At 52.5% G+C, this 14,234-nt stretch carries 16 protein-coding genes and 1 other annotated feature (1 of these 17 only partly in view); of the genes, 2 read left to right on the top strand and 14 right to left on the bottom strand.

Annotated elements, in window-relative coordinates:
• Positions 1 to 384 precede the first annotated feature (384 nt).
• The 4 genes from NSS83_RS33680 to aroA form a co-directional block, all read right to left on the bottom strand.
• Positions 385 to 1,056 carry a hypothetical protein gene (locus tag NSS83_RS33680; RefSeq protein WP_341347450.1) on the bottom strand — a complete coding sequence of 224 codons (672 nt, stop codon included), beginning with the start codon at positions 1,054 to 1,056 and terminating at the stop codon, positions 385 to 387.
• 224 nt (positions 1,057 to 1,280) lie between these two features.
• Complete coding sequence (locus NSS83_RS33675; protein WP_341186306.1) at positions 1,281 to 1,715, bottom strand: CoA-binding protein; 435 nt, start codon at positions 1,713 to 1,715, stop codon at positions 1,281 to 1,283.
• 165 nt (positions 1,716 to 1,880) lie between these two features.
• Positions 1,881 to 2,447: a GNAT family N-acetyltransferase gene (locus tag NSS83_RS33670; protein WP_341186307.1), complete on the bottom strand. Its 567-nt coding sequence runs from the start codon at positions 2,445 to 2,447 to the stop codon at positions 1,881 to 1,883.
• Positions 2,435 to 3,727 (bottom strand): 3-phosphoshikimate 1-carboxyvinyltransferase, encoded by a 1,293-nt coding sequence (gene aroA, locus NSS83_RS33665; RefSeq protein WP_341186308.1) that lies wholly within the window; start codon positions 3,725 to 3,727, stop codon positions 2,435 to 2,437. The genes NSS83_RS33670 and aroA overlap by 13 nt, the downstream gene beginning before the upstream one ends.
• Before the next feature lie 126 nt (positions 3,728 to 3,853).
• Here aroA and NSS83_RS33660 point away from each other — a divergent pair, with 126 nt between their 5' ends.
• Positions 3,854 to 4,162: a rhodanese-like domain-containing protein gene (locus NSS83_RS33660; protein WP_341186309.1), complete on the top strand. Its 309-nt coding sequence runs from the start codon at positions 3,854 to 3,856 to the stop codon at positions 4,160 to 4,162.
• Between the two features lie 39 nt (positions 4,163 to 4,201).
• Here NSS83_RS33660 and NSS83_RS33655 read toward each other — a convergent pair whose 3' ends face one another.
• The 4 genes from NSS83_RS33655 to NSS83_RS33640 all read right to left on the bottom strand — a co-directional run bounded on the left by NSS83_RS33655 (position 4,202) and on the right by NSS83_RS33640 (position 8,791).
• Positions 4,202 to 4,708, bottom strand: coding sequence for a shikimate kinase (locus NSS83_RS33655; RefSeq protein ID WP_341186310.1), 507 nt, complete (start codon positions 4,706 to 4,708; stop codon positions 4,202 to 4,204).
• A 191-nt stretch (positions 4,709 to 4,899) separates the two neighbouring features.
• Positions 4,900 to 6,312 carry an NADP-dependent phosphogluconate dehydrogenase gene (gene gndA, locus NSS83_RS33650; RefSeq protein ID WP_341186311.1) on the bottom strand — a complete coding sequence of 471 codons (1,413 nt, stop codon included), beginning with the start codon at positions 6,310 to 6,312 and terminating at the stop codon, positions 4,900 to 4,902.
• Between the two features lie 265 nt (positions 6,313 to 6,577).
• The gene (locus NSS83_RS33645; RefSeq protein ID WP_341186312.1) at positions 6,578 to 7,174 is read right to left on the bottom strand and encodes a hypothetical protein; all 597 of its coding nucleotides are present in this window, start codon (positions 7,172 to 7,174) and stop codon (positions 6,578 to 6,580) included.
• Between the two features lie 327 nt (positions 7,175 to 7,501).
• Positions 7,502 to 8,791 carry an MFS transporter gene (locus NSS83_RS33640; RefSeq protein WP_341347449.1) on the bottom strand — a complete coding sequence of 430 codons (1,290 nt, stop codon included), beginning with the start codon at positions 8,789 to 8,791 and terminating at the stop codon, positions 7,502 to 7,504.
• A 144-nt stretch (positions 8,792 to 8,935) separates the two neighbouring features.
• Between NSS83_RS33640 and NSS83_RS33635 the strand changes: the two genes are divergently transcribed.
• The gene (locus tag NSS83_RS33635; RefSeq protein WP_341021098.1) at positions 8,936 to 10,411 is read left to right on the top strand and encodes an aminotransferase class I/II-fold pyridoxal phosphate-dependent enzyme; all 1,476 of its coding nucleotides are present in this window, start codon (positions 8,936 to 8,938) and stop codon (positions 10,409 to 10,411) included.
• 77 nt (positions 10,412 to 10,488) lie between these two features.
• Here NSS83_RS33635 and NSS83_RS33630 read toward each other — a convergent pair whose 3' ends face one another.
• From NSS83_RS33630 to NSS83_RS33605, 6 genes are all read right to left on the bottom strand, one after another.
• Positions 10,489 to 10,812 (bottom strand): DUF1292 domain-containing protein, encoded by a 324-nt coding sequence (locus NSS83_RS33630; protein ID WP_019911532.1) that lies wholly within the window; start codon positions 10,810 to 10,812, stop codon positions 10,489 to 10,491.
• An 83-nt stretch (positions 10,813 to 10,895) separates the two neighbouring features.
• Positions 10,896 to 11,450: a copper amine oxidase gene (locus NSS83_RS33625; protein WP_341186314.1), complete on the bottom strand. Its 555-nt coding sequence runs from the start codon at positions 11,448 to 11,450 to the stop codon at positions 10,896 to 10,898.
• Between the two features lie 256 nt (positions 11,451 to 11,706).
• Positions 11,707 to 11,943: a DUF3892 domain-containing protein gene (locus NSS83_RS33620; RefSeq protein WP_036695032.1), complete on the bottom strand. Its 237-nt coding sequence runs from the start codon at positions 11,941 to 11,943 to the stop codon at positions 11,707 to 11,709.
• Positions 11,944 to 12,034: 91 nt separating this feature from the next.
• Positions 12,035 to 12,478, bottom strand: coding sequence for a GNAT family N-acetyltransferase (locus tag NSS83_RS33615; protein ID WP_341186315.1), 444 nt, complete (start codon positions 12,476 to 12,478; stop codon positions 12,035 to 12,037).
• 123 nt (positions 12,479 to 12,601) lie between these two features.
• Positions 12,602 to 12,817, bottom strand: coding sequence for a hypothetical protein (locus tag NSS83_RS33610; protein ID WP_341347448.1), 216 nt, complete (start codon positions 12,815 to 12,817; stop codon positions 12,602 to 12,604).
• A gap of 69 nt (positions 12,818 to 12,886) precedes the next feature.
• Entirely contained in the window at positions 12,887 to 13,963 is a 1,077-nt protein-coding gene (locus NSS83_RS33605) for a site-2 protease family protein (protein ID WP_341347447.1), read from the bottom strand.
• A 129-nt stretch (positions 13,964 to 14,092) separates the two neighbouring features.
• Positions 14,093 to 14,234: a binding site (T-box leader), on the top strand; it runs 130 nt beyond the window's last position.

Genomic DNA, 14,234 nt, shown 5'->3' with positions numbered 1-14,234 from the left:
AAGACGGCACCGTCAGCACCCTTCGCACCCTTCGCACCCTTCGCACCCTTCGCACCCTTCGCACCCTTCGCACCCTTCGCACCCTTCGCACCCTTCGCACCCGCTAAAGTGTAGCATGAGCACAGACAGCCTACCAATAGAGCGGTGAATGTATTTTGTACAACAGATTGGCCGAAATTCCACTCATATCCACGATCTATTGTATTTCGTACATTAGAATTCTCAGAATTACATCATAACCAACCATAAATCAAAATTCTACTGTATAAAATGCAACAGAAGCTCGAAATCGCGGGTTTTGACTAAATTCTAATGTACAAAATACATTCACACTGGTGCGGCTGCGACTATTCAATGCCTTTTAAACAATGATGTTCCGTCTCCTCACCAACTCTGATCCTGATGCATTGGCCTCAGTTCATAGGATCTTACCCCTCTTCCGCCAGCGACAGGCTGGAGCAGTCCTTTCTCGCTCAGAGCGCTGAGCAGTTTGTGTGCCGTTCTAAAGTTAATCTCGAAATAATCCGTTACATCCTTAGGACGAAGGGGGCTTCCAATCTGCCAGGCTAAACGTAATACGTCTTTTTCTCCAGACAACAGTTGTGCTCCGGCCACTCTACTCCGCGCCAAAAACGGTGCCAGCGCCAGCTGCAGCAGCATCCGGCACACTTCGGGACGCTGCTGAATATCGTCGAACGAGAAGTGCAGCATCTTCCAGCCCATCCCGGTCAGGAAGGTGTCCCGGTTCAGCGCATAGTTGAATTTTTCCCGGTCCATATCCTTGATATGGCTCTGATAACCGTCACATTCGATGCCAAAGCGGGTTCCGTTCTGCGGCAGAAAAGCAAAATCCAGAAACTGCGACTTCCGGTTCCAGTCGTACACCTCATATTCAGGGTGCAGATGCTCCAGTGACTCGAATAGCGGCCACCATACATTCTGCAGAAACAGCTTCTCCGCATAGTTATGTCCGCGCAGCAGCCTCCCTCTCCGTTCACCCGTTCTTTCATTCGTATGTGCCTCCATAAAGCTGCTGTGTGCCATTTCAAATTCCATATCTATCTTCCCCCTCCCGAAAAATGCAAAAAACGCCCTTCTCCCCTTGTTAATGGAGTAAAGGACGTTCTTCGTCTGTGTAAATCATTTCAATAATTGTTAGCGAAAACCAATCAAGAATACTGCAACCAGGTCTGAGGGACATTTGGAAAAATTAAATCTGGATAGCTTTGACCTACAAGTATATCCGGCATCTGCACACCTGATCATACATGTGAATCGTCTTATCCCCGGCTCCGGCCCTTCATCGTAATCGCTTCCTCCACCTTAATGCAGCGGTCCATGATCGCGATCATATGATTGGCAGCGGCAATGTCCGCCGCCTCTTGACTAATGATCCCTTGCTGCAGCCAAAGCACACGTGCGCCGATATCAGCAGCCTCCTGCGCAACAGCCGCGCAGTATTCACTGCGGCGGAACACATTCACAATATCCACCGGCTCCGGAATCTCCGCCAGCGTATGGTAGCATTTCTCGCCCATGATCTCCCCGTCCACAGACGGGTTGACCGGAATGATCCGGTAACCCCGGCTCTGCATAGCCCCTGCAACCATATATGAGGTGCGGTCTGTTTTGTCGGATAGGCCAACAACAGCGATATTGCCTGCCGCAGCCAGTATCTCGCCGATCTCTTCCCTGCTAGGGTTCTCAAAGCTCATGTGTGTATTTCCCCTTCCGTCTGATTTCGTCCATGCCCTCCGCAGCACTGCTTGCCGCTTCAGCCACGGTTCTGTCATTTTCAGCAACACCTATATCATACAGCGCCGCACCAGAAGTTCCAAATTCCCGTCAGCCTTACGTAACCTGTTCATTTATATCTGGATCTACGAATCCTCTGGGTGCCCCAAGCTGCACAGCCATACCATATGAATGGAATCCGGCCCCCAATAATCCTGCACTGCTGCATGGGGCGTTCCGAATTTCCGCAGCCATCTGTCCTGCGCCCGCTTATATCCGCTGTCCAGGCAGAATTCGGAAATCCCCCGCTTTCTGAGAAAGACCGTGACCTCCTCAATTAAAGCTGAGCCTACACCCTGCCCTTGAAATTCAGGCAGGACATACAAGCTTCCCAGCTCACCGACAGCCGATAGGCGGTTATCGGTGCAGTTCCGTATGTCCTCTCCGCAAGGTGCATAAGAAACCGTGCCGATAACCACTCCGCCGCTTCTGGCCAGCCAGAAATACACATCCGTATCCTGCGGATTCAGCGCAGCATTGGCCATCTGTATCTTGGCTGCGGTCTCCTGCCGGATGTCTTCCTGCAGGTGCCCCAATCCTTCCCGTTCGAAGGCGTCGGCGATCGTCACCTTGAACAGCTTCGATACGGAAGGGATATCTTCCGGAGCAAGAGGTGTGATGCTTAAAGAACCTAGAATGCTCACTTCACCCATTCCACATCCGCACCCAGCAAGCGCAGATGATCGAAATACTGCGGATAAGACTTCGCCACATGATGGGCATCCTTAATCAGCAGCGGCTGGCGGGCACGCAGGCCCACTACAGTAAGCGCCATAATCACACGGTGGTCATAGTGGGCATTAATGGTTACGCCGCCTTCCACGCCTTCAGGTGTGCCATGCACGATAATCTCGTCCCGGCGTTCCTCGACCTTCGCACCGGCCCGGGTCAGCTCTGCCAGGTAGTCCGTGATGCGGTCGCATTCCTTGTAGCGCAGATTCTCCACATTATAGAAGCGTGAGGTCCCTTCGGCAAAAACCGCCGCAGCCACCATTGCCAGCACCGCATCGGTTGCCGCATCGCCGTCGAATTCGACTGCCTTCAGAATGCCGTTCCCCTGCACATGCACTGTTCCGTTCTCATGGGTGAGCGGCACCTCCATCATCTGCAGCACATCGACAATGGCCCGCTCCCCCTGCTTGCTTCTCTCAGCCAGCCGGTGAATAGTCACATCCGACTTCGTCACCGCTGCGGCCGCAAGCACTGCGGCTGATCCCGGATAATCGCCTTGCACCGTATAGGTCTTGGCTGCATAGTTCTGGCGTCCAGGCACCTTGAAGGACATATAATCATCCGCCGCATGTACGATGATCCCGGCCTGCTCCAGCACCTCCAGCGTCTGGCCGATGACCACCTTGGATTTCAGATCATCCAGCACGATGATCTCACTGTCTTCTTCAAGCAGCGGGGTCAGGAATAGGAGTGCGCTAAGATACTGCGAGCTGACAGCGCCGGAGACGGTAATGCGTCCGCCCTGCGGCTTGCCGCCGCGGATCGTAATCGGCAGCCTTCCGTTATTATGCTCTACTTCAACGCCGAGCTGGCCCAGTGCCAGAATCAGGTCGTCATGCGGCCGTTTGCCGAGAGAATCGGGATACGTATTTACGAAGGTAACCTCCGGGCTAAGTGCTGCCACCGCCATCAGGAAGCGGAGAACAGCACCGGCATTCCCGACATTCAGCTCCTTGATGTCACGGGGATGGCGTCCGAATCCCTGCACTATGATTTTCTCATCATCTTCGGTCAGGACTGCACCGAGATCGGCGATACATCTGCGGATCGCGTCGCTGTCCTCGCTGTGGGCAGGATGGTAGATCGTGCTGACTCCTTCAGAGAGAGCGGCTACCAGCAGGTAGCGCGTGGTGTAGTTTTTGGAGGACAGGGCTCCGAATTCTCCTTGCAGCGTCGGCGTAGGCCTAACAATAACGTCCATAGTATAAGCGCTCCTTCATCATATATAGTCTGTATGTACGGTCCTGTTTGACAGGGTAATCCGCAGTTGTGTTATCATTGCGTGAAGAGAATCCATTCCCATTCGGGCAGAAAAGAGGGTACTACCATGAATGAAATTCCGCAAATTACACCGCAGGAGCTGCGTAAGCGGCTCGCTGCCGGCGAAGAGCTTGTACTGATCGATGTCCGTGAAGAGGATGAGGTTGCCTTCGGCATGATTCCAGGTGCACAGCATATCCCGATGGGCCAGATCCCGCAGCAGACGGACAAGCTTCCGTCAGACACTGAGATCATTTTCATTTGCCGTTCCGGCAGCCGCAGTCAGCGGGTCTGTGAATATCTGCAGCAATTTGGCATTCAAGGCTCTAACCTGAGCGGCGGCATGATCGAGTGGGAAGATACCGGGGCGGAATAAGCCCCATCCTGATCCCTAAGCACCAACACACATAAAAGCTCAAGCGCGGTAACGCAGTAAAATGTATTGCGAGACCTCAGCCACGTTCAGTTCCGTTGTATCGACCGTGCAATGCGCGAAACGGTAAGCTTCCCTGCGCTGTTCCATAATGGAACGGACCCGGTTTGCCGCATTGCCGGCGAGCAGCGGCCGGTTCTCATCCCCGCTGACCCGTTCAATAATGGTATCCTCCGAGGCTGTAAGAGCCACAACAAATCCATGCTCCAGCATGACTTCTGCATTCCCTGGCGCAAGCACCGCCCCTCCGCCTGTAGAGATCACTTTGCGCTCTCCCTGCAACATTTCCTGAAGCACCGCTGATTCAATGCGCCTGAACGCCTGCTCTCCGCCATCTGCGAAGATATCCGCAATACTGCGGCCCTCTCTTCCGGTAATCACTGCATCCAGATCAACCAGTTCATAGTCAAGCTCCTCGGCCAGAATGGCGCCTACTGTAGACTTCCCCGTAGCCATCATCCCGACGAGAATGATATTTCGATCGTCCATAACAACCTCCAAGCCGCGACATTTGTCATATCATAACACAGGGTGAAAAGTTTGCACAATGCCGGCAGCCTTCATTTTGAAGCGGGCTGTGCCTGCCATGGCTGTGCCTCATAGATGCAAAAAACCCGAAAGCCCTCCGCATGAAGCGGAAAGCATCTCGGGTTCCTGAGCATTAAGCTAAACGCTGCCTGTTACTCAGCCAGCCAGTTGTGGTGGAACACGCCTTCTTTGTCCACACGCTTGAAGGTGTGAGCGCCGAAGTAATCGCGCTGCGCCTGCAGCAGGTTCGCCGGAAGACGTTCTGTACGGTAGCTGTCGTAGTATGCAAGGGCGCTGGAGAATCCCGGAACCGGAATACCCAGCGTTACAGCCGAAGCGATAACCTTGCGCCATGCCGACTGGTAGTTGTCCATGACATCCTTGAAGAACGGATCAAGCAGAAGGTTCTTCAGCTCTGCGTTGTTCTCATAAGCATCTGTGATGTTCTGCAGGAACCGGGAACGGATGATACAGCCGCCGCGCCAGATTTTGGCCAGCTCGCCGTATTTCAGATTCCAGCCGTATTCGTCAGAAGCCACACGCAGCTGTGCGAAGCCCTGGGCATACGATACGATCTTGCTGGCGAACAATGCTTTGCGCACGTTCTCGATGAATTCGGCTTTGTCGCCGTCGAAAGGAGCCACAGCAGGACCGCTCAGTACCTTGCTGGCTTCAACGCGCTCTTCCTTCATGGCAGACAGGAAGCGGGAGAAGACGGATTCGGTAATCATGGACAGCGGCACGCCGAGATCCAGCGAGCTTTGGCTTGTCCACTTGCCGGTACCCTTTTGTCCGGCAGCATCAAGGATGACGTCCACCATCGGCTTGCCGGTCTCTTCGTCATACTGGGCGAAGATATCCTTCGTAATCTCGATCAAATAGCTGTCGAGCTCGCCATTATTCCATTCTGCGAAGGTGCTGTGCAGTTCCTTGGCATCCAGACCCAGGACGTCCTTGAGCAGGTGGTACGCTTCGCCAATCAGCTGCATGTCACCGTACTCGATACCGTTATGCACCATTTTCACATAGTGTCCTGCACCGTCCGGCCCGATATATGTACAGCAAGGCTCTCCGCCCACGTGGGCTGAAATCGCCGTAAGGATAGGTTCAACCAGCTTATACGCGCTTTCCTGACCGCCTGGCATAATGGAAGGGCCCTTGAGCGCGCCTTCTTCACCGCCGGACACGCCGGTGCCGACGAAGCGGAAGCCTTTGTCTTCAAGATATTTGCTGCGGCGTACTGTGTCAGGGAAATAAGCGTTACCGCCATCGATGATGATATCGCCTTGATCCAAGAACGGCAGAAGCTGCTCAATGGTGGCATCCGTAGCCTGGCCTGCCTGAACCATGATCAGAATCTTGCGCGGTACTTCCAGCGACCCTACGAACTCTTCAACGGAGAACGTACCCACCAGATTCTTGCCTGCTGCTTCTGCGACCAGATCATGTGTCTTCTCCGGGGAACGGTTAAACACGGATACGCTGAAGCCTTTGCTCTCGATGTTAAGAGCCAAATTTTTGCCCATTACCGCCAAGCCAATAACGCCGATTTGTTGTTTTGACATCTGGTTCTCCACCCTTTGCACCCTGTATTTTTGTGAAATTCATTTCTCGCAGTATAAGAATACCACCCTTTGTCAGAGACAGCAAAGTTCTGCCTGCGAAAGAGAGATCAATTTCATTGACAAACTTCGATCCATCAGGGAAATTGCTCACAATGACTATTTTAACGGTTTTGTGCACAGAAGTGAACCCCCGTCCTCAAGAAAGGCTCAATAAAAGGACACCCCGCGATGGGATGCCCTTAACCGCATGTATTCACTTCGCTCCCTACCACTCCAGCGCTGCAAGCTCCCTGGTCAATTGCTCAAGCCTAGCTGTGCTGGCCGCCACCGCGTCTGCATCGCACTCACGCATAGCTTCATTCAGCAAGTCGAGCTGTTCATCCACGGCAAGCCTGCGGTCGCGGATTCGCTCTTCGCCCTCTATGGAGTAGAACAGCTTCGTCAGCTCCTGATCGGACAAAAGCGGCCCCTTCTGGTACAGCACCCGCTGCTGATAACCGGAAATCTCCACCAGACGGATAACTTCACCGAATAAAATATTCTCTATAATGATCTGACGGTCACGGAAGCGCTTGACAACGGCATGACCTCTCATATCCCCAATCAGCTTCTCCATCCATTCTGACAGGCGCGCATCACGGATCATGTAGTCTCCCACCAGCTTGAAGCCGTCCTTAATCCGCTGGAAGCGCAGCTTCACAAGCTTGCGGCCGGTGCGCACCGAAATAAGAAAAACACTCTCGTTCTCACTCCAGTACAGGGAATAACCTTCCTTGATCAAGTCCTTGATTAGATCCTGGATATGTTGTCTGTCAAACCGCAGCTCCAGATTGCAGTACTCCACTTCATCGTTTTTGTTCACGGCACTCCCCCCTAACTGCTTGATTTAAGCATCGTCAGCTTCATGGCCTAACCTAAGAGTAGAACAGACTGCCGGACCTCCGCTTGCACCTTGGTTCTTTGTGTGGCTTACACTTATTTTATACTTCATATTATGTAGCGGTAACTTGGTTTATTGACTATTTTTACCCGTTTTCGGCCTTTTCCAAACGCTGGTACCCGCTTTAGATGTTATGGACCAGCCATTTATACGCAAAAACAGCAGTAAAGCCGCATTCCTCCTCTTTTTCAGGCGGTCTGCGGCTTATTGCATTGTTGTACCGGGTTCAATCCCCTGTGCCCGCTCTTGTTAGTGCGCCCTGCCGTGCTTCAGCTTCGTCCGGTGGACGATCAGCAGATGCAGGCCGAATAATACAACCATTACTCCCGCGCTGGCCAGAAAAGGAGCACCATGGCTGACCGTATCCCACAGCTTGCCTGACACCACCGGACCAGCAACCATTCCTGATCCCTGCAGCGTCAGGAAGAGCCCCCAGACGGTCCCGCGTTCCCCCTCCGGCACCTGCTTGGCCAGGAAGGCGTTCCACGCCGGAAGAATCAGCGCATAGCTGATCCCGACCAGAGCTACCGCCACGAAGGCCAGCGGAAGCCAGCGGACCTGTGAGAAGAAGGCCATGGAGCAGGCTGCCAGCAGGAAGCCGATATTGAGGAAGATGGAGGTGCCAACCTTATCGACCAGCTTCCCGGCGGGTATAAGTGTCAGCACGGTAATTCCTCCCCCGGCAATCAGCAGCAGGCTGAACTGGTTGGGGGTGACATGCAGCTCCGAGCGTGCGAACAGGGTAACCACCGGCGTCATAAGCCCAATCGCAAATGCCTGCAAGAACAAGGCAGGAAACAGCAGGCGGCTTACCTTCAGAGAGGAGGTCACCTGCTTCCAGGTCCGCTTCAGACTCTGCAAGGGTCTTACCGGCTTACGCGGTACCGGCGGCCCCTCTGCCGACATCTCGCGGACAGCGCGCGGCGCATGCCCGCCAATCTTCGAAGGCAGGAACAGCGCCACGGCTACAACGGCGGCAGCGAAGCCCATCAGCACCAGGAAGACCGTCCGGTAGCCATGTCCGCCATGATCCATCATGAAGTTGACGATAATCGGACCGACGCCGGTTCCGGCCAGTGACGCCATCTCCACCGCCCCCATGGCTGCACCGCTGCTGCCGCTCCGGGTAGAGTCCGCCAGCTCGGTGATGCCTGTCATCGTACAAGGCCACAGCGGCGAGGTGCCGATCCCCAGAATCAGACAGGCGATGGACAAGCTTACGGCATCTTTGGCATAGATAATCAGCCCGACAGCCACCACAAGCAGCAGTAGCGCCCCTGTCATCGTCCAGCGGTAGCCGATCCGCTCCATCACCCAGCCGAACGGGCTGCGGAACAGGTTATCCCCGAGATACTGCAGCGCGAAGGCGAACCCGACCACCGTTACGGAGAGACCCAGAATATTCTCCATATAGACCGGCAGCAGGGCTACCAGCAGCGATCCTTTGACGAATTCGACCAGGAAAATAATGATCCACATTTCTAATATGAACGGTGAGGCTAAACTGATATGCATACGTTCCGCTGCTTTGCCAGACATTTCATCACATCCTAGTATTATGTTGATTGATTTGTTATACTGATGCTTGCTCAAGTAGAAATGGGGATTCCGTCCCTCCGGGGACACCTTTTGCTTCAGCGAAATCAAAAAACCACTCTTCGCGAAAGGTTGTGACAGCATTAAATGAATCAACAAGCTACTCCCCTCTTCACTGCTCTCAAAAAGCATGCCGCCGGAAATCCAGTTCAATTCCATATTCCGGGACATAAGAAGGGGCTCGGGACCGATGCCGAATTCCGTGAGTTTATCGGCGATAACGCTCTATCCATAGATTTGATCAATATTGCACCGCTTGATGATCTTCATCAGCCCACCGGGGTTATTCTTGAAGCTCAGAAGCTGGCTGCAGAGGCTTTCGGCGCCGATTACACGTATTTCAGTGTACAGGGCACGAGCAATGCCATCATGACTATGATCCTCTCTGTCTGCTCAGAAGGAGACAAAATTATTGTGCCGCGCAATATTCACAAATCAGTGATGTCGGCCATTATTTTCTCCGGAGCCAAGCCTATTTTCGTCTCTCCTGTACAGGATGAGAATCTTGGGATAGACCACGGCATAACCACCAGCTCGCTTGAGCGGGCTTTAAGGCGCCATCCGGATGCCAAGGGTGTCCTCGTTATCAATCCGACGTATTTCGGCGTATGCGCCGACCTCCGTTCGATTGTCGACCTGGCCCATAGTTACGGGGTTCCCGTACTTGTGGACGAGGCACATGGAGTACTGATTCATTTTCATGAGGACTTACCGGTATCGGCCATGCAGGCCGGTGCAGACCTGGCAGCAACCAGCGTGCATAAGCTGGGCGGCTCCATGACGCAGAGCTCGGTACTGAACCTCAATGCCAAGACGGGTCTTGTCAACCCACAACGGGTACAGACCATTCTCAGCATGCTGACCACCACTTCAACCTCATATATTCTGCTTGCCTCTCTGGATACCAGTAGACGCAACCTTGCCCTGAACGGACATGAGATGGCGGCGAGAACCATTGCACTGTCGACCTATGCCCGTAATTCAATTAATGAGATTGAGGGGCTGTACAGCTTCGGCAAAGAAATTCTCGGAACAGAAGCTACCTTCGATCATGATCCGACAAAGCTGAACATTCATGTACGCCACCTGGGCATTACCGGTTATGAGACCGAGAATTGGCTCCGGCAGAAGTATAATATCGAAGTTGAACTCAGCGACATGTATAATATTCTTTGCCTGATTACCCCTGGTGATACTAAAGAATCTGTAGATAAGCTGCTAGCTGCGCTGCAGGTGCTCTCAGCGATCCATTACAGCAAGGGTGAGATCTATGAGCTTAAGGTACAGGTACCGAATATCCCGCAGCTGGCCCTGATCCCGAGAGATGCCTTCTACGCGGATACGCAGCTGATTCCCTTCCGGGAGTCTGCCGGTTACATCATTGCAGAGTTCATCTACGTCTATCCGCCGGGTATTCCTATTCTTCTCCCTGGAGAAGTTATTACCCAGGATAATATCGACTATATCATCGACCATGTAGAAATCGGATTACCTGTCAAAGGACCCGAGGACCGCAGCATTACCAATATAAAAGTCATTGTTGAAGCAGAGCCGATCTCCTAAGGCTTGTCCCATAGCAGTGCGACATGCAAAACCCCGATACGTATAGAGTATCGGGGTTTTGCATGAATGCCTGAAATCTATTCTTGCTGGGCAAGCAGCTCGTTATAAGCTTCTTCAACAGCTTTCCATTCAGCTTCATCTTCAATGTTGTACAGAACCATTTCCTCGTCTTCTTCTTCCATACGAAGGATGATTCCGTCTGCTTCCGGGTTCTCGCGCTCAAGCAGCAGGGCGTACAACTTCTCGCCTACGTCGAACGTTTCCACCAGTACCATTTCTACATCTTCGCCCTGCTCGTTCGTCAAGGTCAGCACAAACTCCTCGTGCTCATGGTCGTGATCATGTCCGCAACCGCATGCTTCACCATGTTCATGGCCATGCTCATGTTTGTGATCGCTCATTGTAATACCTCACTTTAATTGAATTATCCTACATTTGGTATCGTAACACGTAAGATAAGGACAGGTCAATTTGCAGGAGGGACTTAATTCTTGGATGAAGCCGTAACTACCTTCTCGGACACAAGAATGTACTCTCCGTTCTTGGACGCCTTCATGAAGAAGCCTACACTATATTTGCCCGGTTCCTTGAAATCATAGGTGAACTCCGGTGTGGAGAACCAGAAATCCTCATTCTTGGAGCCGACGGCATCCTCGAGAATATCCTTCACATTCCCGGCAGGATCGGTGATCGCCACCTTCACGGCAGCGATGCTGTCCTTCAGGCTGTCCACCTGTGTCAGAATCTTCATCTTCAGCTTGCCTGTGTTGACATTGCCGAATACCGTGTCGCCTTTGAACAGTACGATATGAACATTCGGCTTGAGGATCGTCACTCTGCCTGAGCCGTCCCAGCTGACGATACCCCCGGCCTCCCTGGCGGGAATATAGGTCTTGCCGTCAATCAAATAGCCGCCGTCGGCTATTTCCTTTCCATTGCTCCATACTTTGATCCTCTGGTTCACAGCGTCCGCGAACAAATAGGAGCTTCCCATCATGAAAAACACAACCGTGCACAGAGCAATTTTTCTCCATCTCATTGTAAAGCCCCTCCAAATAATTCATGCTGTTAATGTATACTGCTAAGCCAACGACAAGTTGCGCAGAATTCAGGGATTTATTTCTTTTTGCAGAAGAAAAGAAAACCAAGCCCTTCAGCAACCGGTTTCGGCATGTGCAGCAGACGTTAACGCAGCATTATTGGAGAAGCTGCTGTCTCCTCTGGACATAGAAAAGGCCGGACTTCAGCGCCTGTAAGACGCCTGTCCGGCCGTTCCCCCTGTTATCTATGCCCGGCTAAAATTGCGGAAGCTGATCCAGATTATTCGTAGGATCTCCGTCTGCATCGCCGCGGATATACATTTCACCATCTTTGCCTTTAAATACATTGACGCCTGCGATGCTGCCGGACTGCACCTCCTGAAGTGCCTGCTGATAATCCAGCACGCGTCCGGAGGAGGTCTGGAACCCGGTCAGGTCCCCGTCACCGTTACGTTTGGCGGCAATAAAGCGTTCCCGTTCTTGATTCATCACTTAGGATCGTCTCCTTCGCACTAGAATTAGCCAGCTGTCCTGGCCCGATTCTAGCTTGTCCATCGCAGCGAAAGAGTATGTACCCGGCAGATTACAGGGCCTTACTCATTCTGACATGCAGAATCCCCGCATCATAGAAAGGCTCCTTGGAGATCACTTCGTAGCCAAGCTTGCGGTAAAAGGGTTCTGCTTGACACTGGGCATCCAGAATGGATGCCTGCAGACCCAGCTCACGTGCGCGTTCTTCCATAGCCAGCAGCAGGATACGTCCGCATCCCTTAGCGCGGAAGGCCTCCTGAACGGCAATCCGCTGCATCTTGGCGGTGTCCGCTTTATAATAGATCATCCGGCCGGTTGCAGCCGGCTGTCCGCCCTCCATGAGCAGGAAATGATGCACATGCTCACTGATGACATCATATTCATCGATCTCCTCTTCTACCGGCACCTTCTGTTCTTCCACAAATACCTTCTTGCGGATCTCCAGCGCCATTTGAAGCTGCTCCTCTGTAGTAACATGTACGATTTCCACTGCCATCTCCCTGACTCCTCTCTATAGGTCCAATCAATATGGAGCATTATACAGAATTATTAATATCCTGTATAGAGCCTGAGAGTTTCCGGGGAAGGCCAGCGGGCAGGGAACCGCCGGACACTGATTTCAGGGAGTGTCATAGACCTCCTCGGGAATCGAGCGGTCATACACATCCCGCAGAACCGGCGAGGTCAGGCTATCCCGTGAATTCAGACTTCCGTCTAGTCCGGTCATGCTGTGAACATCCGTATATTCAGGAATCTCCTTGCCTGACGCACATCCGGCGGTTCCCAGAAGGAGACATGCTCCCATCCATAATAGACATACTCTGGCCATGCGCATTGTTATTACCCCCTCATCCTTCTCGGCTCTTTACAGCTTTGACGAATCGGGAGGTTCATAAACGAAGCTTTACAGATTTACATTGCCAACCACATGGACAAGATACATCATCCCCCCGAGAACTCCGGCAAGGACAAAATACGCAGCCCCATATCTCCAGCGGGAAGCAGCCGGCACATCATAGTACTTATCATTGTCATATACTGTGAAGCTGATCTCACAGGTCATCTTCATGTGGAGGCTGGCGTCCACATACAGCTGATCGAGCTGCACGACTTTGACTTTTCCGATTAGCGATTGTACCGGCAGGGTCGCCGTTCCATAATAATCCAGGTTATCCCAGCGTACCCCGACGAACTGCTGACGGTTCAAATCACTGTAGGTGGTGAACGGCAGCTCCCGTTTATGCTCAGGGCCGGGGATCAGATACCCTTGCTCCTGCAGATCCCCGATGGGGATCAGGAAGCTTTTGAGCACCGTATGCATCTGATTCTTCGTACGCCGGCTGATGTACTTCTTATACATATCATAGGCGAACATTACCCAGATGATGCCGAACAGGATAGATTTCAGATAGATGATTACAGCTAATCCTCCAATGAGCCCTACCAGCCATAACCAGCGGGTAACTGCCGTGGCAATTCTCCCCCCGTCCAGCGGATGGATCGGCAGCAGGTTAATCAGATTAAGGAAGAAGCCGATGTAGGCCAGTGAATATAACAAGGGGCTATGATAATAATAGGCTGCTCCAAAAACAATCAGAGCACCGATACTCCCCAATATTGGGCCGCCAAAAGCGACATACGCTTCCTCTCTGGCATCCAGCGGCTGCTTCTTCATCGTAATCAGTGCGCCCATAAAAGGAATGAACAGTGGTGCACTTACCGGCAATCCGATCCGTTTGGCAGCGATAACATGGCCGATCTCATGAACGAATAATAACGCCACGAAGCCCACAGCGAACTGCCATGGTGAGATCAGTGCATAAGCCCAGATCGATACCATCATGGAGATCAGCGGACCTGCGATTTTACCCAGCTTGAGCAGAGAGATAATGGCTTTTCCCTTAAGCAGAAGCAATACCGCCCCGCTGCCCAGCCATCCCCATGCGCCTGAGCTTTTTTTCTCCTGTTTGTTTTCCTGCAATAGTCTCAATCTCCTTTTGACCTCTGTGTCTCTCTACTGTCGCACAGGAGTACGGTGGATTGCAAATAGACTTATGATGTTGACAAATCTCCCGGCCTGCATATATGATATCCAGTAATTAGGATAACCACAATAGCTGCGAAGAGAAAGAGTACCCTGGCAATTCTTCCACAGAGAGCTCCGGCTGGTGAAAAGGAGCAAAGAAAACCCTCGGGAATATGGTCTCAGAGCTGCGCACCGAATCCCGGCATGAACGGGACGTAGGCTGCGC

The organism is Paenibacillus sp. FSL H3-0469 (genome assembly GCF_038051945.1).
In the GTDB taxonomy this organism is placed as follows: Bacteria; Bacillota; Bacilli; order Paenibacillales; family Paenibacillaceae; genus Paenibacillus_AQ.
The sequence above is the reverse complement of the archived record's forward strand: the minus strand, read 5'-3'. Positions and strand labels throughout refer to the sequence as shown.

Bases quoted from the DNA above. Each gene is read 5' to 3' on its own strand.
- NSS83_RS33680 (WP_341347450.1), bottom strand. From the start codon at position 1,056: ATGGAATTTGAAATGGCACACAGCAGCTTTATGGAGGCACATACGAAT.
- NSS83_RS33675 (WP_341186306.1), bottom strand. From the start codon at position 1,715: ATGAGCTTTGAGAACCCTAGCAGGGAAGAGATCGGCGAGATACTGGCT.
- NSS83_RS33670 (WP_341186307.1), bottom strand. From the start codon at position 2,447: ATGGGTGAAGTGAGCATTCTAGGTTCTTTAAGCATCACACCTCTTGCT.
- aroA (WP_341186308.1), bottom strand. From the start codon at position 3,727: ATGGACGTTATTGTTAGGCCTACGCCGACGCTGCAAGGAGAATTCGGA.
- NSS83_RS33660 (WP_341186309.1), top strand. From the start codon at position 3,854: ATGAATGAAATTCCGCAAATTACACCGCAGGAGCTGCGTAAGCGGCTC.
- NSS83_RS33655 (WP_341186310.1), bottom strand. From the start codon at position 4,708: ATGGACGATCGAAATATCATTCTCGTCGGGATGATGGCTACGGGGAAG.
- gndA (WP_341186311.1), bottom strand. From the start codon at position 6,312: ATGTCAAAACAACAAATCGGCGTTATTGGCTTGGCGGTAATGGGCAAA.
- NSS83_RS33640 (WP_341347449.1), bottom strand. From the start codon at position 8,791: ATGTCTGGCAAAGCAGCGGAACGTATGCATATCAGTTTAGCCTCACCG.
- NSS83_RS33635 (WP_341021098.1), top strand. From the start codon at position 8,936: ATGAATCAACAAGCTACTCCCCTCTTCACTGCTCTCAAAAAGCATGCC.
- NSS83_RS33630 (WP_019911532.1), bottom strand. From the start codon at position 10,812: ATGAGCGATCACAAACATGAGCATGGCCATGAACATGGTGAAGCATGC.
- NSS83_RS33625 (WP_341186314.1), bottom strand. From the start codon at position 11,450: ATGAGATGGAGAAAAATTGCTCTGTGCACGGTTGTGTTTTTCATGATG.
- NSS83_RS33615 (WP_341186315.1), bottom strand. From the start codon at position 12,478: ATGGCAGTGGAAATCGTACATGTTACTACAGAGGAGCAGCTTCAAATG.
- NSS83_RS33610 (WP_341347448.1), bottom strand. From the start codon at position 12,817: ATGCGCATGGCCAGAGTATGTCTATTATGGATGGGAGCATGTCTCCTT.